At 49.0% G+C, this 19,446-nt stretch carries 19 protein-coding genes and 1 pseudogene; all 20 read left to right on the forward strand.

Annotation, left to right across the window (positions count from 1 at the left end; translation table 11 throughout):
* The first annotated feature begins 53 nt into the window (after positions 1-53).
* Positions 54-1,682: a response regulator gene (locus DW085_RS07405; protein WP_107001617.1), complete on the forward strand. Its 1,629-nt coding sequence runs from the start codon at positions 54-56 to the stop codon at positions 1,680-1,682.
* The gene (locus DW085_RS07410) at positions 1,682-3,481 is read left to right on the forward strand and encodes a sensor histidine kinase (RefSeq protein ID WP_117795062.1); all 1,800 of its coding nucleotides are present in this window, start codon (positions 1,682-1,684) and stop codon (positions 3,479-3,481) included. The genes DW085_RS07405 and DW085_RS07410 overlap by 1 nt, the downstream gene beginning before the upstream one ends.
* Positions 3,482-3,512: 31 nt before the next feature.
* Entirely contained in the window at positions 3,513-4,046 is a 534-nt protein-coding gene (locus tag DW085_RS19660; protein WP_243033962.1) for a hypothetical protein, read from the forward strand.
* Complete coding sequence (locus tag DW085_RS19665) at positions 4,043-4,273, forward strand: hypothetical protein (RefSeq protein ID WP_243033963.1); 231 nt, start codon at positions 4,043-4,045, stop codon at positions 4,271-4,273. Before DW085_RS19660 ends, DW085_RS19665 begins: the two co-directional genes overlap by 4 nt.
* Complete coding sequence (locus tag DW085_RS19670) at positions 4,231-4,485, forward strand: hypothetical protein (RefSeq protein ID WP_243021934.1); 255 nt, start codon at positions 4,231-4,233, stop codon at positions 4,483-4,485. The genes DW085_RS19665 and DW085_RS19670 overlap by 43 nt, the downstream gene beginning before the upstream one ends.
* A 24-nt stretch (positions 4,486-4,509) precedes the next feature.
* Complete coding sequence (locus DW085_RS07420; protein WP_118492072.1) at positions 4,510-5,538, forward strand: galactose ABC transporter substrate-binding protein; 1,029 nt, start codon at positions 4,510-4,512, stop codon at positions 5,536-5,538.
* 247 nt (positions 5,539-5,785) lie between these two features.
* Positions 5,786-6,877 (forward strand): substrate-binding domain-containing protein, encoded by a 1,092-nt coding sequence (locus tag DW085_RS07425; protein WP_181357250.1) that lies wholly within the window; start codon positions 5,786-5,788, stop codon positions 6,875-6,877.
* A 112-nt stretch (positions 6,878-6,989) separates the two neighbouring features.
* Positions 6,990-8,498, forward strand: a complete 1,509-nt coding sequence (locus tag DW085_RS07430; protein ID WP_107001613.1) for a sugar ABC transporter ATP-binding protein — start codon at positions 6,990-6,992, stop codon at positions 8,496-8,498.
* Between the two features lie 14 nt (positions 8,499-8,512).
* Positions 8,513-9,505, forward strand: coding sequence for a beta-methylgalactoside transporter (locus tag DW085_RS07435; RefSeq protein WP_107001612.1), 993 nt, complete (start codon positions 8,513-8,515; stop codon positions 9,503-9,505).
* 375 nt (positions 9,506-9,880) lie between these two features.
* A complete protein-coding gene (locus DW085_RS07440) occupies positions 9,881-10,168 on the forward strand; it encodes a hypothetical protein (protein ID WP_227589388.1) in 288 nt (95 codons plus the stop codon).
* A 52-nt stretch (positions 10,169-10,220) separates the two neighbouring features.
* Complete coding sequence (locus DW085_RS07445; RefSeq protein ID WP_107001611.1) at positions 10,221-10,493, forward strand: hypothetical protein; 273 nt, start codon at positions 10,221-10,223, stop codon at positions 10,491-10,493.
* Positions 10,477-10,755, forward strand: coding sequence for a DUF4160 domain-containing protein (locus tag DW085_RS07450; protein WP_107001610.1), 279 nt, complete (start codon positions 10,477-10,479; stop codon positions 10,753-10,755). The genes DW085_RS07445 and DW085_RS07450 overlap by 17 nt, the downstream gene beginning before the upstream one ends.
* 36 nt (positions 10,756-10,791) lie before the next feature.
* The gene (locus DW085_RS07455) at positions 10,792-11,265 is read left to right on the forward strand and encodes a CYTH domain-containing protein (RefSeq protein ID WP_107001609.1); all 474 of its coding nucleotides are present in this window, start codon (positions 10,792-10,794) and stop codon (positions 11,263-11,265) included.
* 47 nt (positions 11,266-11,312) lie between these two features.
* Entirely contained in the window at positions 11,313-11,975 is a 663-nt protein-coding gene (locus tag DW085_RS07460) for a phosphatase PAP2 family protein (protein ID WP_182430831.1), read from the forward strand.
* Between the two features lie 47 nt (positions 11,976-12,022).
* Positions 12,023-12,577: a DJ-1 family glyoxalase III gene (locus tag DW085_RS07465; RefSeq protein ID WP_022359228.1), complete on the forward strand. Its 555-nt coding sequence runs from the start codon at positions 12,023-12,025 to the stop codon at positions 12,575-12,577.
* A 199-nt stretch (positions 12,578-12,776) separates the two neighbouring features.
* Positions 12,777-14,063 carry a trigger factor gene (tig, locus tag DW085_RS07470; protein WP_022359227.1) on the forward strand — a complete coding sequence of 429 codons (1,287 nt, stop codon included), beginning with the start codon at positions 12,777-12,779 and terminating at the stop codon, positions 14,061-14,063.
* A gap of 249 nt (positions 14,064-14,312) precedes the next feature.
* Complete coding sequence (gene clpP / locus DW085_RS07475; RefSeq protein ID WP_022359226.1) at positions 14,313-14,894, forward strand: ATP-dependent Clp endopeptidase proteolytic subunit ClpP; 582 nt, start codon at positions 14,313-14,315, stop codon at positions 14,892-14,894.
* A 43-nt stretch (positions 14,895-14,937) separates the two neighbouring features.
* Positions 14,938-16,236: an ATP-dependent Clp protease ATP-binding subunit ClpX gene (gene clpX / locus DW085_RS07480; protein WP_117795072.1), complete on the forward strand. Its 1,299-nt coding sequence runs from the start codon at positions 14,938-14,940 to the stop codon at positions 16,234-16,236.
* A 141-nt stretch (positions 16,237-16,377) separates the two neighbouring features.
* Complete coding sequence (gene lon, locus DW085_RS07485; protein WP_118492180.1) at positions 16,378-18,699, forward strand: endopeptidase La; 2,322 nt, start codon at positions 16,378-16,380, stop codon at positions 18,697-18,699.
* A gap of 21 nt (positions 18,700-18,720) precedes the next feature.
* Positions 18,721-19,325, forward strand: a pseudogene (gene yihA, locus DW085_RS07490) (ribosome biogenesis GTP-binding protein YihA/YsxC).
* Positions 19,326-19,446: the final 121 nt, after the last annotated feature.

Genomic DNA, 19,446 nt, shown 5'->3' on the forward strand with positions numbered 1-19,446 from the left:
AGACAAACTGGCTCACAACAACATTGCATCAGGAACTGAAAGGACGAATCCATATGAACCCATATAAAATCATGCTGGTAGATGACGAGGAGGAAGTACGGACAAGCATCATACGCAAAATCGACTGGCAGGATGCCGGATTCGAGGTGATCGGGGATGCGGAGAACGGGAAGGAAGCGCTGGAAAAGATCGAGCAGAATGAGCCGGATGTTGTGCTGACAGACATCCGGATGCCATATATGGACGGGCTGGAGATGGCGGAGAATATACGGCAGAGATATCCGTCCATCAAGATCGTGATTTTTTCTGGTTTTGATGAATTTGAGTACGCCAAAAAGGCGATCAAGCTCAATGTGATCGAATATATTTTAAAGCCGGTCAATGTCGAAGAGCTGACGGCGATTTTAAAGAAAATCAAGAAAAATCTCGATGAGGAGATCGAGCAGAAGCGGAATGTTACCCTGCTTCGGGAAAGTTATATCAAGAGTCTTCCGGCGATCCGGGAACATTTTTTGAATGACCTGATTCACGGCGGCATGGAGGAAGCGCAGATTGAGGAAAAACTGAACGAATATGCGATCGACGTTGCGGGTGCGGTCAAATGGGTGATTGCGGCGATCCATCTGGAACCGGATGAGAAGGTGGACAAGGCAGTTTCGCTGCATCAGCAGCGGGAGCTGATTCCGATTTCCGTTCGCAATCTGATTGAGGAAAAACTGGAAGGGCAGTACCGTTTTATTGTGTTCCACTCTTCCTTTGAGACGATCCTTCTGGTGGCGATCGACAAAGACAATACGCAGACCGGACTGATTGCCCTGCTGGGCGATATCTGCAAGGAGACGAAGAAAATTCTGGAGGTATCGGTTACGATCGGCGTGGGTGAGAGCTGCAGTTCGCTGACGGATTTAAGCCGCCCGTGCCACACGGCACTCAATGCGCTCGGTTACCGTGCGATCACAGGTTCCGGCGGTGTGATCTGCATCGGCGATATGGAGCCGTCCGGGCATGAAAAACTCCGGTTCGACAGCCGGATGGAGTCGGAGCTTATAGCGGCAGTCAAGTTTGGACCGAAGGAAAAGATCCGTTCCGTGATAGACGGGATTGTGAGCCGGATGGAGGATGCGCGGGTGCATTACCGCCAGTATCAGGCGTATGTGCTTGCGATCATCAATGTGCTGACACAGCTCTCCCAGCAGTATGATCTGCGGATCAGCGAGATGTTTGGCGTGGAAAATGATTATTTCGAGATTCTGGGACGCGTCCAGAAGATGGAGAATGTCCGCCCGTACCTGACCGAGGTGGCGCTCAAGATGAATGCCGGAATGGAAGAAGAGCGGAGCAATACGACAAAAAACGTGATCCGCGAGGCGAAGCAGTACATTCAGGACAATTTTCAAGATCCGGATCTGTCGGTGGAGAAGATCTGCCGCCATCTGCATATGAGCCCGGCGTATTTTTCAACGATGTTTAAGAAGGAGACGGGACAGGCGTACATCGCCTATCTGACCGATGTCCGGCTGGGGCGCGCGGTCGAGCTTCTGATGGCAACTGACGACAAGACGTATATCATCGCGGAAAAGGTCGGCTACCCGGAGCAGAACTATTTCAGTTACGTATTTAAGAAAAAATTCGGTGTTTCCCCGACGCGGTACCGCACGGCACACCGGAGCGGGGAGGCATAATGGGTAAAAAAAGGACGATCTGGAAGAAAAAGCTCTTTGACGATGCCAGCATCCGGTCGATGATCTTTATCTATTTTACGATCACGGCGCTGGCGGCGAGTGTACTGATCTCCCTGTCGCTGTACCAGAGAATGTCACGGCAGGTCACGGAAGTAGTACAGGAGGAGAGCCAGAACCTGATCGCGCAGGTGGGGCGCTCTGTGGAGTCGTATCTCCGCACGATCATGAAGCTGTCCGACTCGCTTTATTATGGCACGATCAAGAATGCCGATCTGTCGAGCCAGTCGCTTGGAAGTGAATTTACGCTTCTCTACGATAATAATAAGGATAATGTGGAGAATATTGCCCTGTTTTCGGAGGATGGGGCGCTTCTGGAGGCAGTCCCGGCGGTGCGTCTGAAAAATGAGGTGGATGTGACGCAGGAAGAATGGTTCCGGAGCGCCTTAAACCGGACGGAAAACCAGCATTTTTCCCTGCCGCACGTACAGTATGTGTTTGACAATGCGGAAAATCAATATCGATGGGTCATTTCGCTATCGCGGGCGGTCGAACTGACACACGGAACCTCGACCTCGCAGGGCGTCCTTCTGGTCGATATTCGCTATTCGAGCCTGGAACAGCTCTTTGGCGGCATCACGACGGGGCGCGGCGGTTATTTCTATATGATCAGCGGAAATGGCGAGATTCTTTACCACCCGCAGATGCAGCTTCTGGATTCCGGCTGGGTGCAGGAGAACAATGGACAGGCAGCCGGCTATTCGGACGGAAATCATGAGGAGATATTTGCCGGAAAAAAGCGGATGGCGACGGTCAAGACGATCGGCTACACAGGCTGGAAGGTGGTCGGGGTGACGCCGGAAAATGCCGTGTCGCTCAACACGATCAAAACCCGGCTTTTTATCGTATTTGTCATTGCCCTCATTTTGTGCATTCTGGCTCTGATTAACTCTTATATTTCATCGAGGATCACGAATCCGATCCGCGAGCTGGAAAAATCGGTCGGCGTCCTGGAGGCGGGCAATTTAAGCGCACCGGTGTACATCGGCGGTTCGTATGAGATCCGCCATCTGGGAAAATCGATCAGTGATATGGCGGGTCAGATCCGCCTCCTGATGCAGGATATTGTGCGTGAGCATGAGGCGAAACGCAAGCAGGAGTTTGATACGCTGCAGTCGCAGATCAATCCGCATTTCCTCTATAATACGCTCGATATCATTGTCTGGATGATTGAAAATGAGCAGAAAACGGAGGCGGTCAAGGTGGTGACGGCGCTGGCGCGGTTCTTCCGTATCAGTTTAAGCCGCGGCAAGAGCTTAATTACTGTGAAGGATGAGCTGGAACACGTCCGGAATTACCTGATGATCCAACAGATGCGGTTTAAAAATAAGTTTACCTATACGATCAAGTCAGATGATGAGGTTTTGGAACTTGCAAGTTTAAAACTGATGCTGCAGCCGCTGGTGGAGAATGCGATCTACCATGGCATGGAATATATGGACGGCGACGGCGAGATCTTCGTGCGCGCCTGGCAGGAGGAAAAAGAGCTGTATTTGGAGGTGCGGGACAATGGGCTTGGCATGACGGAGGAACAGGTCGAGAGCCTCTTTACCGATACGGCGCACGTGGCATCCAAGCGCGGATCCGGCATCGGGGTACGCAATGTCAACGAGCGGATCAAGCTGTATTTCGGCGCGGAATATGGTCTTTCGATCGAGTCGGAGCCGGATGAGGGAACCGCGGTGAAGATTCATCTTCCGGCAGTGCCTTACGAGAAAGTGCTGGAAGAGAAGAAAGTGTAAAAGTGGGGGCGACAGATCAATGCGATATGGAGTGAGAAAAAAAAAGGAGCTGGTGCTCTGGGGAATCCTGTGTGTGGGACTTATTTTGCTGTATCTCCTTTCCTCCACGGATTGGATCATCAAGGAAAAAGAGGTGGAGGTCTACCCGGTGTCCCTGATTATCAGCGATACTTCGGATGATGATTACGTCAACTTCCGCAAGGGCGTGGATCAGGCGGCGGTTGAGTATAATGTAGATGTCAGCTTTATTACCCTGTATGAAAAGGATAATCTGGCACAGCAGATGGAGCTGGTGCGCCGGGAAGCGGCAGACGGTGCCGGGGCAGTGATACTGGAGCCGGTTGATGAGCTGGAATGCCGCCAATATCTGGAAGAAAATACATATGGAACGCCGATTATCCTGCTGGGTGAATTATCACCGGATGAGGAGGTCAAGGGGGCGGTTCATATGGACTGGACGGCAGCCGGGAGAAAGCTGGGCGAGGCGATTACGGCGGAACAGAGCCCGATCTTCCTGTCTGGATCTTTGCAGATAACCCATATATCGGCAAGGCGGGGGAGATGAAGCAGGGGCTGACGGAGGTGCTGGAAAAACAGGGCTTTTCCTATACCATTGTGCGCGCGGCACCGATGATACTTACCGTTCCGTCATTGAAAAAACAGTTTATCCGGGCAGCGGCACGGCGGTGGTGGCGGCACTGGATTTCGCCAGCACAGCGGAGGCGGCGGAGATTGTCGGCGGAAGCAGCGTGTACGGAAAATACATTTCCGGGCTGTACGGCGTCGGGATGATGCCGTCCCTGCTGGATCAGCTTGACAAGGGGACAATCCGGGGGCTGGTGGTGACAAACCAGTTTGACGCGGGCTATTTTGCGGTCAAAAAAGCAGTGCAGGCGATTGAAAAAGAGCAGGAGAGAAGCCAGCTTTCATTGGAATCCTACTATATAGAGAAGGATGAGCTACGCTCGAAGAAATATGAGAAGATGCTGTACCCGATTGATTAAAAATCCGGGAGGGAGTATAGAAAGATGAAAAAAAACGGAAAAAGCATTCAGATGGCGCTGGCACTTCTGGCAGTGGGCACACTTCTTTTAAATGGATGCAGCGCGGCAAAACCGGCAGAAAAAAAGAGCATCCGTATCGGTGTAACGCTGTACCGGGGCGAGGATGCCTTTATCAACAATATCCGTTCCAGCCTGGAGGAAAAGGCGAAGGAATATGAGCAGCAGACGGGCATTAAGGTCAATCTGGAAATCATGGATCCGAAGGGAAACCAAAATACGCAGAACAGCCAGGTAGATCGTTTCCTTTCTCTGGAATACGATGCGATCTGTGTTAATATGGTGGATCGCTCGGCAGCATCGTATGTCATCAACAAGGCGATGGATGCCGGGACGCCGGTCGTATTTTTCAACCGCGAACCGGTCGAGGAGGATATGAAACGATGGGAGCACCTCTATTATGTAGGGGAGGACGCGCGGGAATCGGCGGTTCTGCAGGGAGAACTTCTGGTGGATGCGTATCAGGAAAATCCAGGCAGTCTTGATTTAAACGAGGATGGAACCGTGGGATATGTGATGTTGGAGGGCGAGCGCAGCCATCAGGATTCGCTGATCCGCACAGAGTGGTCGGTACAGACGATGCGCGACGGAGGTATTCCGCTGGAAAAACTGACCGGTGGTTCGGCAAACTGGGATCGGAGCCAGGCAGCGGCGCTGATGGAACAGTGGATCCGCCAGTTTGGGGATGCGATCGAGGTGGTGATCTGCAACAACGATGAGATGGCGCTCGGAGCTGCCGAGGCGCTTGAACGCGCTGGTGACACAAGAGGTGTGAAGGTGGTCGGCATCGACGGAACCCCGCAGGGAATCGAGGGGCTTAAGAGCGGAAAGCTGTATGGAACAGTCCAGTGCGACAGCGACGAGTATGCAGAAGTGATTTTTGAGATAGCTACCGCCGAGGCACTTGGTCAAAATGTACAGGAAAAGGTCGAATTAGAGGAAGGAACCTATTATCAATGCAGTCAGAAAGCGTTGACTGTTGCTGATTTACCATAAAATCCCACAGTTTCACACCGGAAAAACAAGAATATGTGAATAAAATCACAAAGGATCTAAAAAAATTTTATATAAGAACCAAGAAAATTATATGGAAAAGTGTACAAACGATCCGTATAATAAAGGTGTCGATAAGAAAAAATGACGAATCGGCGAAACTGTATAATGTGTGTATGCGGAAAATTTAACTGTTCGGTGGATCCGGACAGCGCAAACGGATACGCAAGTTTAAGGGAGGACAAACATTATGAAACTGAAAAAAGTAGCAGCACTTGGTTTGGCAACTGCAATGGCATTTTCCGTAACTGCTTGCTCCAGCAAACCGGCAGAGACAACTGCAGCGGCAGAAGAGACAACAGCAGCAGCTGACGCAGCAGAGACTGTTAAAGAAGCAATCGAAGGAAAAGATCCGGCAGAAGTTAAAGTTGGTATTTCTATTTACCAGTTCGCTGATAACTTCATGACACTGTATAGAAACGAACTTCAGAAATATTTAGTAGATGAGCTTGGCTTAAAGGCAGAGAACATCTCCATCATGGATGGTAAGAATGACCAGTCCGAGCAGATGAACCAGATCCGTAACTTCGTTACTCAGGGATTTGATGTTATGATCATCAACCTGGTTCAGGCTTCTTCTGAGCCGGATGTAACCAACATCTGCAACGAAGCAGGTATCCCGGTTGTTTACATCAACCGTGAGCCGGATGCTGAGAGAGAGCAGGCTTGGGTTGACGACGGCATCAAAGCTACTTATGTAGGTGCTGATGCTAGACAGTCCGGTACATATCAGGGTGAAGAGATCGCTGAGCTTGAGAACAAGGGTGATGCAGACGGCGACGGCGTTGTTCGTTACATCATGGTTCAGGGTGATCCGGAGAACGTAGATGCTCAGTACAGAACTGAGAAATCCGTTGAGGCTTTAAAGGCAGCTGGCGTAGAGGTTGAAGAGCTGACCAAGCAGCGTGGTGATTGGGATCAGACAAAGGGTCAGGAGATCACTGCTAACGCTCTGTCCCAGTACGGCGACAAGATCGATGTTGTATTCTGCAACAACGATGCTATGGCTCTTGGTGCTCTGCAGGCTATCGAGGCAGCTGGAAGAACTGTAAACAAAGATATCTACCTGGTAGGTGTTGATGCTCTGGTTGAGGTTGTTGAGAACGTTATGAACGACAAGATGACCGGTACCGTATTCAACGATTACTTCGGACAGGCTCATACAGCAGCTGACAAAGCTCTTGATTTCGTAAACGGCAAAGATGTTGACAACGTATACATGGTAGACTATGTAAAGGTTACAACTGAGAACGCTGGCGATATTCTGGAAATGATTAAATAATTGTAGCTGTTCAGAGAAGGACGGTTATGAACATATCACTCCCCTGCAGGGGAGTGAATAAAGTGTCGGGTGTGCAGATGGCACACCCGATTTTATGAAAGGAGAGAATGGGATGGCAGAGTACAGATTGGAGATGCGCGGGGTATCGAAAAGCTTCCCTGGCGTAAAAGCTCTGGACAAGATAAACCTCAAAGTACGTCCCGGCACCGTCCATGCACTGATGGGAGAAAACGGCGCTGGTAAATCCACCTTGATGAAATGTCTCTTTGGTATTTATCATATGGATGAAGGTGAGGTATATCTGGATGGAGAAAAAGTGGAGATCCACAATCCGGATGAAGCCCTTCACAGAGGACTGGCCATGGTACATCAGGAGCTGCAGCCGATACCTGAGAGAACGGTAGCAGAGAATATGTACACCGGTCGTTATCCAACCAAGAAATTTGGTCCGATTCAGGTCATCGACCATAAAAAGATGTTTGAAGAGACAGCAAAATGGCTGGACGATGTTAAGATGCCGTATAACCCGAAGGCAAAACTGGGAACCATGTCCATCGCCCAGATGCAGTCTGTCGAGATTGCCAAGGCTGTATCCTTAAATGCCAGAGTTGTAATTCTGGACGAGCCGACTTCCTCCTTGACGGATAATGAGGTAGAGGCGCTTTTCCGCATTGTCCGTGACCTGAAATCACGAGGCGTATCCCTCATCTATATTTCCCATAAGATGGCGGAGATTCGTGAGATTTGTGATGATATTACCATCATGCGAGACGGCACCTATGTTGGTTCCTGGCATATGGACGAGATTTCGGATGATGAGATCGTCAAACAGATGGTTGGTCGTGAGCTGACCAATATCTATCCTCCGAAGAATGATACAAAAGCCGGAGAGGTACTGCTGGATGTCAGAGGATATTCCAGTATCCATGATCGTTCCTTCCAGGATTGCTCCTTCACTCTGAGACGAGGGGAGATCCTAGGTTTCGGCGGCCTGGTAGGTGCTCAGAGAACGGAACTGATGGAAGGTATCTTCGGTATGCGTCATATTAAATCCGGAGAAGTTTATATTAAGGGTAAGAAAATGAACATTAAGCGTCCGCAGGATGCAATCCGGGGCGGTATCGGTATGATTACCGAGGACCGACGCGGAACTGGTATTCTGGGATGTCTGTCCATTGCAGATAATGTATCAATTTCCTCCCTGGATCAGTATTTACACTATGGTATCAAACTGAATAAGAAGAAGATTGAGCAGCTTGTCAAGGATAACGTGGCAAAGCTTTCAATCAAGACACCGAGCAGTAAGACACTGATTCAGTCACTTTCAGGCGGTAACCAGCAGAAGGTTCTGATTTCCCGCTGGCTGGCCAACAACCCGGATATCCTCATCATGGATGAGCCGACCCGTGGTATCGACGTTGGTGCCAAGTACGAGATCTACCAGATCATGATTGACCTGGCAAAGCAGGGCAAAGGTATCATCATGATTTCATCTGAGATGCCGGAGCTGATTGGTATGTCGAACCGTATCCTTGTCATGTGTAATGGTCACATTACCGGTGAGGTACAGGGTGAGGAAGCAACTCAGGAGCGTATCATGAGCTACGCGACTAAGTTCTAAAGGAGGAAGAGAGAATGGATAAGAAACAACTGAATGTAAAAGATATATTGATCAATAACGGTATCGTTATTCTGATCCTGTTGATGGTTCTCTTTGTTGGTGTGACAAAACAGAACTTCTTCAGCCGTAGCAACTTTAGCAACATTTCCATCAACGTAGCATGCCGTTTCATCATCGCAGTCGGCGTATCCGGCTGTCTGATTACGAAAGGTACCGACCTTTCTGCAGGACGTCTGGTTGGACTTTCTGCCTGCCTGGCAGGTACGCTGCTCCAGAAGAGTGATTACAGCGGACATTTTGAACTTACCAAAGGATTTGGCGAGCAGAACGTATGGCTGATTCTCCTTATCTGTATCGCTATCTGCTGTGTATTTGGTCTTATCAATGGTATCGTAGTTGCTTACCTGAATGTACCGGCTTTCATCGGTACCCTGGGTATGCAGATGATCGTATACGGTATCAACCTGGTTTACACAAAATCCGTTCCGTTAGGCGGTTATCGTCAGGAGTATACCATCATTGCAAATGGTAACTTCTTCGGTATTCCGTACCTGTTCATCATTGCATTTGTCATCGGCGCGATCATGTGGTTCGTATTTAACTACACCCGCCATGGTAAATATATGTATGCAATCGGCGGCAACGAGGCAGCAGCAGAGGTTGCTGGTGTAAATGTTAAGAAAACCAAGATCATCATCTATGTAACAGCTACTGCACTGTATGCTATCGCAGGTTTCCTTCTGGGAGCTAAATCTGGTGGTGCCGGTGTAAATACCGGTAACGGTTACGAGCTGGAGGCTATCGCAGCTTGTACCATCGGTGGTGTATCTGTAAACGGTGGTATCGGACGTATCTCCGGTGTTATCATCGGTGTACTTGTATTCGAGTTCTTAAAGACCTGTCTGCAGTTCCTTGGCATCGACCCGAACTACCAGTATATCGCACAGGGTATCGTTATCGTTGTTGCGATTGCGCTGGATATCCGTAAGTACATTGCGAAGAAGTAATAAGATTAACTGTGTTCTGACGAGAATGTATGTACCATATGAAAAGTCGTCGGGAACCGTACATAAATATTGAAAACAAATCCCAAACTCCCTCTCCATGGATGCATGGCGGGGGAGTTTTTTATATAATGGGAGAATCCGTTGGAATCTCCTATTATATAAACAGCCCTGCCGGGCAGGATTTTTTCTTGTATAAATCTGAAAAGTTGTAATCGGCAGGGGATGGTGGATGAGATGGCGTGCCAGCGCTTGCTTTGACAGTGACGGAAAAATATTTTTGGATTGCCTGAACTTATTTTTATGGATATAATAAGAGAAGAGGCTGTTTCAGAGTGAGCAGCAGAGAAAACAAGCCATATTCTGAAAGGAACAAGGATGAGCGAAAACGAAATGCTGGAAAAGAATGAGACGATAAAAGAAACAGTGAGCGAAAAACTGGAGACGGCGAAAGAAGCGGCAGAGGAGACGGCAGATAAAACTCTGGAGGAACTGGAAGCGGAGAATGAAAAGCTCCGCCGGGAGCTGGAACTCATGAAAGAAAAGACCATCAAAGAGCGCATCTATGACCATGTGCATGTCTCTGTGCGGACGATGGATATTTTTATCGGCGTGATGGTGGTACTGTTTGTGGTGGTTGTGGTGATGGGGATGCTGAATAAGTAGAAAGCAGCCGTGGTTAAAACTGTTTTGAGGATAAATGAGAGGAGGAAGAAAGATGATGTACCCATTTATGACCTTAAATGATGATACGGAAATTACCCATTCTGAAATGCGGGCAGATGGCAGGGTTAAAGTTTATATAGAAACACCCGATGAAAAAGATGGATTTCACAATGCGATATGCTATTTGCCAGATTACAAGTGGGAGAATATAAATGGTTATTCAGATATGGAAATGAGTTATTTCAAGAAACTGATTCGGGAAAATGCACACTTGATTATGGAGTTTTCACAAGAGGGAGGAATTCTGAGTGCCGCAAATTTTTAGGATTGGACCATATATTGTATATTTTTGGTCGAATGAAAATGAGCCGCTGGAACCGGTGCATGTCCATATTGCAGAGGGAAGAGCAACTTCAAATGCGACAAAAGTGTGGATAACCAGTACGGGCAAGGCATTGCTCAGCCACAATTCTTCCAAAATATCAGCCCAAATTTTGAACAGTATGATTCGGGTGATAGAGGCCAACAGTGAAGAAATTATAGAAAAATGGCTTTCTCATTTTGGAGAAATACGGTACTTTTGTTAAGACTTTTTAAGAAATATAAAAAGGACAACTAATTTTATGGAAATCGAACGCAAATATTTAATTAGTCACATTCCATTTGATATAGCCGGATACCCCTTCCACCAGATCGAGCAGGCATATCTAAGCACTGCCCCGGTTGTGCGTGTCCGTCAGGAGGATGACACCTATTATCTGACCTACAAATCCAAAGGACTGATGGCGCGGGAGGAATACAATCTGCCGCTGACGAAGGAATCCTATGAGCATCTCCGCTCGAAGGCTGACGGCAGGATTCTGACGAAAAAGCGTTATCTGATTCCGATGGAAGGAACGGAGTACACGATTGAGCTGGACATTTTTTTAGGTGAATATGAGGGATTGAAGCTGGCGGAGGTTGAATTTCCAAGTGAGGAAGCCGCACATGCCTTTGTGCCGCCGGAATGGTTCGGGCGCGAGGTGACGTTTACGGGCGAGTACCAGAACAGCCGTTTGGCGCTGGCGGAAAAACTGGTATTAAAAACGAAAGAATAAAAACGAAAGAACAATACAAAGGTATATTATTAATGATAAAACAAGTAATGAATTGGATCAAAACGCACCGCTACTGTCTGGCAGGACTCTATATGCTGGTGTTTCTGTCAGGATTTTTTCTGCTGGAGCTGCATGAACCATCGGATGTTCATATTATACATTGTGCGGTCGATGACCTGATACCGTTTAATGAATGGTTTGTACTGCCGTATTTTCTGTGGTACGCGTGGGTGCCGGTGTTTATGATTTATTTTATGATCAAGGATCGGGAGGCATATCTGAGACTTTGCTTTGTGATGTTTGCAGGAGCAACCTTTTGCTTATTTGTCTACCTGCTGGCACCAAACGGTTTAAATCTGCGGCAGGAGATCACATCACAGAATTTCTGCGCGCAGATTGTGCGGTTTCTGCGGAGGGTGGATCCGCCGAACAATGTCTGCCCGTCGATCCATGTATCGAGCACTGTGGCGGTACATCTGACGATCTGCCACGCGGCAAGTGTGCGGAACAAGAAACCGATCCGTACACTTTCGTGGATTGTCACGATTCTGATTTGTCTTTCAACCATGTTCATCAAACAGCATTCGCTGGTCGATGTGCTCTGTGGCTGGATTTTGAGCCTGATTCTTGACGAGGCGGTGAATGTGTGGGTACTAGTAAAGGCATTTTCAAAAGGAAAAATGATTGCTTTGTGGAGAACAAATAAATAATTTAATATAAAAAGTGTTATAAAAACAAAGAAAAGGAGGAAATAATCATGGCTGTAGTATACGCATTTTTAGCAGATGGACTGGAAGAAGTGGAATGTCTGGCGACGGCGGACGTGCTGATCCGCGCGGGTGTGAAGGTAAAACTGGTTTCGATTACGGGTAAAAAAGAGGTGAAGGGCGCACATGGATTTGGCATTCATGCAGACACCCTGCTGCATGAGATTGATCCGATGAAAGCGGATCTTCTGTTCCTTCCGGGCGGTATGCCGGGAACGAAAAATCTGATGGCGTGCAAACCGCTCTGCGATGCACTGGTGCAGGCAGATGCTGCTGGAAAACGCCTGGCAGCGATCTGTGCGGCTCCGAGCATTCTGGGGCAGCTGGGGCTTTTGAAGGACAAGAAGGCAACCTGCTATCCGGGCTTTGAGGATGCCCTGACCGGTGCGAAGCTGACGGGTGCGGGCGTTGTGACGGACGGCAATATCACAACGGCGCGTGGACTTGGATATGCGCTGGATCTGGGAATTGAGCTGGCATCGCTCTTAGTCGATCGCCCGGTAGCATTACAGGTCAAAGATTCAATTCAGTATGACCAGGTGTAGTTTCAACTAAAAAACACACAGAAAATACATCAAAAATGGCATAAAACCCACATAAAACCACTCATAAACCCGCAAAAAGTGAACGCAAAATTATATTTTCCGCTAGTATTTAGCACGCAGATATGCTATAATGCTATCTTGAAGTGTAACGCCCGGTAGAATGGCGGTTCACATATAGAAGCAAGGAGGACCCCTTAAAATGAGTTTACAGGTAGAAAAATTAGAGAAGAACATGGCAAAGCTGACCATCGAAGTTCCGGCTGAAGAGTTTGATGCAGCAATCAAAAATGCGTACAACAAGAACAAAAACAAATTCAGCATCCCGGGATTCCGTAAAGGTAAAGCACCGTTAGCTATGCTGGAGAAGATGTATGGCGCTGGCATTTTCTATGAGGATGCAGCAAACGAAGTGATCGACGCATCTTATCCGAAGGCAGCAGAGGAGAGCAAGGAAGAGATCGTTTCCACTCCGGAGATCAAAGTAACTCAGATCGAAAAAGGTAAGGCATTCATCTACGAGGCAACCGTAGCTCTGAAACCGGAAGTAACTCTGGGCGAGTACAAAGGCGTAGAAGTTAAGAAGGCAGAAGCTGTTGTGACAGACGAGGATGTAGAGAACGAGCTGACTGCAGCACGTAAGAAAAACGGCAGACTGATCGACGTAGAAGACGGCGCAATCGAGGACGGCGACAACACGATCATCGACTTCACTGGCTACATTGATGACAAGACATTTGACGGCGGCGCTGGTACAGATTATCCGCTGGTAATCGGTTCCCATTCCTTCATCGAGGGCTTTGAGGATCAGTTAATCGGCAAGAAAAAAGGCGAGACCTGTGACGTAAACGTTACTTTCCCGGCTGAGTACCATGCAGATGAGCTGGCTGGCAAACCGGCTAAGTTCGTTGTAACCATCAAAGAAGTTAAGAGAAACGAGCTTCCGGAGCTGAACGATGAGTTCGCAAGCGAAGTATCTGATTTCGATACTCTGGATGAGTACAAAGCAGACATCCGCAAGAAACTGCAGGAGAAGAAAGAGCAGGATGCTAAAGTAGAGAACGAGAACAACGTAATCGAAAAAGTAGTTGAGAACGCTCAGATGGAACTGCCGCAGCCGATGGTTGACACTCAGGCAAGAGAGATGGTAGAGAACTACGCTCGCCGTCTGCAGAGCCAGGGCTTAAACATCAACGATTACATGAAATATACCGGCATGACACCGGAGAAGCTGATGGAGCAGATGCGTCCGGAAGCAGAGAAGAGAATCAAGACCAGACTGGTTCTTGAGAAAGTAGTTGAAGTTGAGAACGTAGAAGTTTCCGATGAGAAGCTTGACGAGCAGATCAACGAGATCGCAGCATCCTACAAACTGGAAGGCGCTAAGCTGAAAGAAATGATGGGTGAGCGCGAGAAAGAGCAGATCCGTGAGGACCTGAAAGTTCAGGCAGCGATCGATTTACTGGTAGAGCAGGCAAAGCTTGCTTAATCAAACCGATAAAAGCGAATACTGAAATAAGGCAGAATTCTATGGTGTCCTAAGGCATCATAGAATTTTGTATTACTGTTCACAGGCAGGCACTTTTGGAACCGAAAGTGCCGTGCGATAACATAGTGGCAGCAGATTTTGCTGATTTGTAATGCGAAGCATCAGCAAAATCCTGTTACAGTTTGCACGCGTGTGAACTGTAACAATTTTTGCCATAAACATTCATTCTCAATTATAGGAGGAAGAATCATGAGTTTAGTACCTTATGTCCTTGAATCCACCAGCCGCGGCGAGCGGACGTATGACATTTACTCCCGTTTGCTTAAAGATCGTATCATTTTCCTGGGAGAGGAAGTAAATGATGTGACAGCCAGCCTGGTTGTAGCACAGCTTCTGTTCCTGGAGGCAGAGGATCCGAATAAGGATATCAGCTTATATATCAACAGCCCGGGCGGTTCTGTTACCGCAGGTATGGCGATCTATGACACGATGAATTATATCAAATGTGATGTATCTACCATCTGTCTGGGTATGGCAGCCAGCATGGGCGCATTCCTGCTTTCCGGCGGTACCAAAGGAAAGAGATATGCACTTCCGAACGCAGAAGTGATGATTCACCAGCCATCCGGCGGCGCGAGAGGACAGGCAACCGAGATCCAGATCGTAGCGGAGAATATTCTTCGTACCAAGAAGAAATTAAATGAGATTCTGGCAGCCAATACAGGCCAGCCGTATGACGTGATCGTGCGTGATACAGAGCGTGATAATTACATGACAGCAGAGCAGGCGAAAGAGTATGGTCTGATTGATTGTGTCATTACCAACCACTAATTAGATTTCTGGATGGAATAATAGAAAGGAACAAGGTGGAAGTATGCCAGGCAGAACAGACGACAAAATACGCTGCTCATTTTGCGGCAAGACACAGGATCAGGTTAGAAAACTGATCGCTGGCACAGATAATGTATATATCTGCGATGACTGTATCGAACTCTGCTCGGAGATTCTGGAAGAGGAATTTGCCGATCAGGAAAAAGGACCGGATTTCAGCGGAATCAACCTGCTGAAGCCGAAGGAAATCAAAGAATTTCTCGATGAGTATGTCATCGGACAGGACGACGCCAAGAAGGTGCTCTCCGTAGCGGTTTATAACCATTACAAGAGAGTTATGTCCAAGTCCACGCAGGATGTAGAGCTTCAGAAGAGCAACATCCTGATGCTCGGACCGACCGGTTCCGGTAAGACATACCTGGCGCAGACGCTGGCGAAGATCTTAAATGTACCGTTTGCCATCGCGGATGCGACCACTCTGACCGAGGCTGGATATGTCGGCGAGGATGTAGAGAACATTCTCTTGAAGATCATCCAGGCGGCTGATTACGACGTCAGCAAGGCAGAGTACGGCATCATTTATATTGATGAGATTGATAAAATTACGAAGAAGTCTGAAAATGTATCTATCACCCGCGATGTATCGGGCGAGGGTGTACAGCAGGCGCTTTTAAAGATTCTGGAAGGAACCATTGCCAGTGTTCCGCCGCAGGGCGGCAGAAAGCATCCGCAGCAGGAACTGATTCAGATCGATACGACCAACATCCTGTTCATCTGCGGCGGTGCATTTGACGGTCTGGAGAAGATCATCGACAGCCGTTTAGGTGCCGGTTCCATCGGATTTAACTCCGATATTGTGGATCGCAAGCATCAGGATATCGATGAGCTTCTGAAACAGGTAATGCCGCAGGATCTGACGAAGTTTGGTCTGATTCCGGAGTTTATCGGTCGTGTGCCAATCACGGTATCGCTCCAGACGCTCAATGAGGAGGCGCTGGTCCGCATTTTAAGAGAGCCGAAGAATGCACTGATCAAGCAGTATCAGGCGCTTCTCGATCTGGACGGCGTGAAGCTGGAGTTCACGGATGATGCGCTGATGGCGATCGCCCACATGGCAGTCGAGAGAAAGACGGGAGCCAGAGGACTTCGTTCTATCATGGAGTCCCTGATGATGGATACCATGTATGAGATTCCGTCCGATTCCACGATCGGCATCTGCACGATTACCAAAGACGTAGTCGAGGGAAAGAGTGCGCCGGAGCTGGTATATCGCGACAATACGGTGCCCCGCAAGTCTTTTACAGGACGTTCTAAGAAAGACAGAACCGGCGAGATTGCGTAAATGTAAAGGAAAATAAATGCAGCAGCTTGAGAATGGCGGCTGTTAATGGGGTCTGTGAGATGGCGAACTGCCATAGGCAGACCCCTGTTTTTCTTTTCACAGGAAATAACGATACATTTGATTAAGAAAGATAAAGGTGTTATGGAAGATAAGAAACTGACAATGCCGATGATCGCGCTGCGCGGACTGACCGTGCTGCCGCAGATGACGGTAAATTTCGATATCATCCGGGATAAATCCATCGCGGCGGTGGAGCAGGCGATGGTGGGCGATCAGCGAGTATTTCTGGCGACGCAGAAGCAGCCGGATGAGGTGATCCCGGATATTGACGGGATTTTTCAGGTAGGAACGATTGGCTACGTGAAACAGCTTGTCAAGATGCCGGGCGGCATGGTGCGCGTCACGGTGGAAGGGCAGGAGAGAGCCGAGCTTCTGGAGATGGAGAAGGGCGAGGCATGCTGCACTGCGATCGTGGAGATTCTGGATCCGGTCGAGGACGATCTGGACACGATTCAGAAAGAGGCGATGCTCCGGATTCTGAAAGAAAAGCTGGAAGAATACGGAAAATTAAATGTGGCAGCGGGACGTGAAGTATTAAGTCCGTTGATCGCACAGCCAGATCTGACCGAATTAATGAATCAGATATCAGCCCAGTTCCCGTGGAACTATGAAGCGCGCCAGTCGGTGCTGGAATGCCGGACGCTGACGGAGATGTATGAGACAGAGCTGCAGCTTCTGCTGACGGAATTAGAGGTTTACCGCGTGAAACGCGAGTTTCAGACGAAGGTAAAGGCGGCGCTGGATAAAAATCAGCGTGATTATATTCTGCGGGAGCAGCTGCGTGTGATCCGGGAGGAGCTGGGAGAGGAAAATCCGGTTTCTGATGCGGATGAGATGAAGGAACAGTTGAAGAAGATCAAAGCCAGCGTGGAAGTAAAGGAGCGGATCCGCAAGGAGATCAACCGTTTCCAGAATATGCCGGCTGGCAGCCAGGATGCGAATGTGATCCGGACATATCTGGAAACGGTGCTGGAACTGCCGTGGAACAAAATGACGAAGGATAACGCGAGCCTGAAGCATGCGGAAGAGATTCTGGAAGCCGACCATTATGGTCTGGAAAAGGTCAAAGAGCGCGTGCTGGAATACCTGGCAGTCCGCATCCTGACGAAGAAGGGCACCAGCCCGATCCTTTGCCTGGTGGGACCGCCTGGAACCGGTAAAACTTCGATCGCCCGCTCGATTGCGAAGGCGATGGGACGCAAATATGTCCGCATCAGCCTAGGCGGCGTGCGCGACGAGGCGGAGATCCGCGGTCACAGAAAGACCTACGTCGGCGCGATGCCGGGACGCATCGTGGAAGGGCTCAAGCAGGCAGGGGTTGCCAATCCGCTGATGCTGCTGGATGAGATCGACAAAGTCAGCAGCGATTATAAGGGAGATACATCCTCGGCGCTCTTAGAGGTGCTGGACAGCGAGCAGAATGTGAAATTCCGCGACCATTATGTGGAGATCCCGATTGACCTGTCGGAGGTATTATTTATCGCGACGGCGAATACAACGCAGACGATCCCTGGACCGCTGCTGGACCGTATGGAGCTGATTGAAGTCAATAGTTACACGGAAAATGAAAAATATCACATTGCAAAAGACTATCTGGTTCCGAAACAGCTGGAGAAGAATGGTCTTTCGAAGGAACAGTTAAATATCACGGGTCCGGCGCTGGAGAAAATGATTCACAGCTACACCAGGGAAGCAGGAGTCAGGAATCTGGAGCGCCGGGTTGGCGATATCTGCCGCAAGGCAGCCAGAGAGGTACTGGAGAAGAAGAAACCGTCGATCCGCGTGACAGAGCGGAATCTGGATCATTATCTGGGACGCGAGAAAGTCTTCTTCGATGCAGCCGGAAATGAGGCACAGGTCGGTATCGTGCGCGGTCTGGCGTGGACGAGCGTCGGCGGCGATACACTGCAGATCGAGGTCAATGTCATGCCGGGCAAAGGCGTGCTGCAGATGACGGGTCAGATGGGCGATGTCATGAAGGAGTCGGCGCAGATTGCACTGACCTATGTGCGTTCGGTTGCATCTGATTACGGCGTGAAGGAGAACTATTTCGAGAAACACGATATTCACCTGCATATCCCGGAGGGCGCGGTGCCGAAGGATGGTCCATCGGCCGGAATCACGATGGCAACGGCGATGCTGTCGGCGGTGACAGGACGGAAGGTACTGCCGCGTGTGGCGATGACCGGCGAGGTAACGCTGCGCGGTCATGTGCTGATGATCGGCGGTCTGAAAGAAAAACTGCTCGCAGCCCGCATGGCGCAGGTGGAAAAGGTACTGGTACCGGCGAAAAATCAGCCGGATGTCGAGGAACTTTCGAAGGAAATCACGAAAGGAATGGAGATCGTATACATCAAGGAGATGAACGAAGTCATCCGAGAGGCATTTGTACCGGAGAAATAGCGGTTTAGTAGGAGAAAAAATATGATTATAAAAGATGTAAATCTGGAAACCGTCTGCGGTATCACCAGTAAGCTGCCGGCAAATACACAGCCGGAATTCGCATTTGCAGGCAAATCAAACGTCGGCAAATCGTCCCTGATCAATGCGCTGATGAACCGCCGATCCTATGCGAGAACATCCTCGCAGCCGGGCAAGACCCAGACGATCAATTTTTACCATATCAACGACGCGTTTTACTACGTCGATCTGCCGGGGTACGGCTACGCGCGCGCGAGCGTCGAGGTCAAGGCAAAGTGGGGCAAGATGATTGAGAATTATCTGCACAAATCGCAGATGCTTCGCTGCGTCTTCCTACTGATTGATATCCGTCATGAGCCGTCTTCAAACGACAAACTCATGTACGACTGGATCGTTTCCCAGGCTTCCAGCCGATCCTGATTGCGACCAAGGCTGACAAGATCAAGCGCAGCCAGCTCCAGAAACAGTTAAAGATTCTCAGAACAGGTCTGGGAGTCGGCACCGAAGTGATGATGATTCCGTTCTCCGCCGAGACAAAACAGGGCAGAGAAGAGATCTGGAACTATCTGGAGACGGAGATCTGGAAGGTGGAACATCCGGGGGAATAGATGCCGGTGGGTAATTGTTCACAGGTAGGAATTTTCTGAACTGAAAATTCCGTACGATACAGTTCCGGCAGCAGATTTTGCCGATTTGGAATGCGTAGCATCGGCAAAATCCCGTTGCTGA

The sequence above is a fragment of the Clostridium sp. AF50-3 genome, from assembly GCF_003477445.1.
GTDB lineage: Bacteria > Bacillota > Clostridia > Lachnospirales > Lachnospiraceae > Otoolea > Otoolea fessa.

What these genes read in the sequence shown, in the direction of transcription:
- DW085_RS07405 (WP_107001617.1), top strand. Translation starts at nt 54, where the DNA reads ATGAACCCATATAAAATCATGCTGGTAGATGACGAGGAGGAAGTACGG.
- DW085_RS07410 (WP_117795062.1), top strand. Translation starts at nt 1,682, where the DNA reads ATGGGTAAAAAAAGGACGATCTGGAAGAAAAAGCTCTTTGACGATGCC.
- DW085_RS19665 (WP_243033963.1), top strand. Translation starts at nt 4,043, where the DNA reads ATGAAGCAGGGGCTGACGGAGGTGCTGGAAAAACAGGGCTTTTCCTAT.
- DW085_RS07420 (WP_118492072.1), top strand. Translation starts at nt 4,510, where the DNA reads ATGAAAAAAAACGGAAAAAGCATTCAGATGGCGCTGGCACTTCTGGCA.
- DW085_RS07425 (WP_181357250.1), top strand. Translation starts at nt 5,786, where the DNA reads ATGAAACTGAAAAAAGTAGCAGCACTTGGTTTGGCAACTGCAATGGCA.
- DW085_RS07430 (WP_107001613.1), top strand. Translation starts at nt 6,990, where the DNA reads ATGGCAGAGTACAGATTGGAGATGCGCGGGGTATCGAAAAGCTTCCCT.
- DW085_RS07435 (WP_107001612.1), top strand. Translation starts at nt 8,513, where the DNA reads ATGGATAAGAAACAACTGAATGTAAAAGATATATTGATCAATAACGGT.
- DW085_RS07440 (WP_227589388.1), top strand. Translation starts at nt 9,881, where the DNA reads ATGAGCGAAAACGAAATGCTGGAAAAGAATGAGACGATAAAAGAAACA.
- DW085_RS07445 (WP_107001611.1), top strand. Translation starts at nt 10,221, where the DNA reads ATGATGTACCCATTTATGACCTTAAATGATGATACGGAAATTACCCAT.
- DW085_RS07455 (WP_107001609.1), top strand. Translation starts at nt 10,792, where the DNA reads ATGGAAATCGAACGCAAATATTTAATTAGTCACATTCCATTTGATATA.
- DW085_RS07460 (WP_182430831.1), top strand. Translation starts at nt 11,313, where the DNA reads ATGAATTGGATCAAAACGCACCGCTACTGTCTGGCAGGACTCTATATG.
- DW085_RS07465 (WP_022359228.1), top strand. Translation starts at nt 12,023, where the DNA reads ATGGCTGTAGTATACGCATTTTTAGCAGATGGACTGGAAGAAGTGGAA.
- tig (WP_022359227.1), top strand. Translation starts at nt 12,777, where the DNA reads ATGAGTTTACAGGTAGAAAAATTAGAGAAGAACATGGCAAAGCTGACC.
- clpP (WP_022359226.1), top strand. Translation starts at nt 14,313, where the DNA reads ATGAGTTTAGTACCTTATGTCCTTGAATCCACCAGCCGCGGCGAGCGG.
- clpX (WP_117795072.1), top strand. Translation starts at nt 14,938, where the DNA reads ATGCCAGGCAGAACAGACGACAAAATACGCTGCTCATTTTGCGGCAAG.
- lon (WP_118492180.1), top strand. Translation starts at nt 16,378, where the DNA reads ATGGAAGATAAGAAACTGACAATGCCGATGATCGCGCTGCGCGGACTG.